Source organism: Methylobacterium sp. Leaf88 (assembly GCF_001422795.1).
GTDB lineage: Bacteria > Pseudomonadota > Alphaproteobacteria > Rhizobiales > Beijerinckiaceae > Methylobacterium.
Genome location: NZ_LMMK01000027.1, coordinates 1 through 1,190, shown reverse-complemented (window position 1 = coordinate 1,190; position 1,190 = coordinate 1). Strand labels below are relative to the sequence as shown.

Annotated in this window: 1 protein-coding gene; it reads right to left on the bottom strand. The window is 67.0% G+C overall.

The features are described from left to right. Positions 1–1,190: elongation factor Tu (gene tuf / locus ASF20_RS16095; protein WP_055949261.1), on the bottom strand; the 1,190-nt coding region annotated here is incomplete at its 3' end.

Here is a 1,190-nt window from a genome sequence, read left to right as displayed (position 1 = left end):
TACTCGTTGATGGCGGCGACGACGCCTGCGCCGACGGTGCGTCCGCCTTCACGGATGGCGAAGCGCAGCTTCTCTTCCATGGCCACCGGCACGATCAGGGTGACGTCCATGGTCACGCTGTCGCCGGGCATCACCATCTCGGTGCCCTCGGGCAGCACGCACACGCCGGTCACGTCCGTGGTGCGGAAGTAGAACTGCGGGCGGTAGTTGGTGAAGAACGGCGTGTGGCGGCCGCCCTCCTCCTTGGTGAGGATGTAGGCCTCGGCCTTGAACTTGGTGTGGGGCTTGACCGAGCCGGGCTTGCACACGACCTGGCCGCGCTCCACGTCCTCGCGCTTGGTCCCGCGCAGCAGCACGCCGACGTTGTCGCCCGCCTGGCCCTGGTCGAGCAGCTTGCGGAACATCTCGACGCCCGTGACCGTCGTGGTCTGGGTGTCGCGGATGCCCACGATCTCCACCGTCTCGCCGACCTTGACGATGCCGCGCTCCACGCGACCCGTCACCACCGTGCCGCGGCCCGAGATCGAGAACACGTCCTCGATGGGCATCAGGAACGGCTTGTCGATCGGACGCTCCGGCTGCGGGATGTAGGCGTCCACGCTCGCCATCAGCGCCAGCACGGCGTCGTGGCCGATCGCCTTGTCGCCGTTGTCCAGCGCCACCTTGGCCGAGCCCTTGGTGATCGGGATGTCGTCGCCGGGGAAGTCGTACTTGGAGAGGAGCTCGCGCACCTCCATCTCGACGAGCTCGAGGAGCTCGGCGTCGTCGACGAGGTCGACCTTGTTCAGGAACACCACCAGCGCCGGAACGCCGACCTGGCGGGCCAGAAGGATGTGCTCGCGCGTCTGCGGCATCGGGCCGTCGGCCGCCGACACCACCAGGATCGCGCCGTCCATCTGCGCCGCGCCCGTGATCATGTTCTTCACGTAGTCGGCGTGACCGGGGCAATCCACGTGCGCGTAGTGCCGGTTCGTGGTCTCGTACTCCACGTGCGCCGTCGAGATCGTGATCCCGCGCGCCTTCTCCTCCGGCGCCTTGTCGATCTGGTCGTAGGCCGTGAACGTCGCTCCGCCCGTCTCGGCCAGAACCTTCGTGATCGCCGCCGTCAACGACGTCTTGCCGTGATCCACGTGACCGATCGTGCCAATGTTGCAGTGCGGCTTCGTACGCGCGAATTTCTCTTTGGCCAT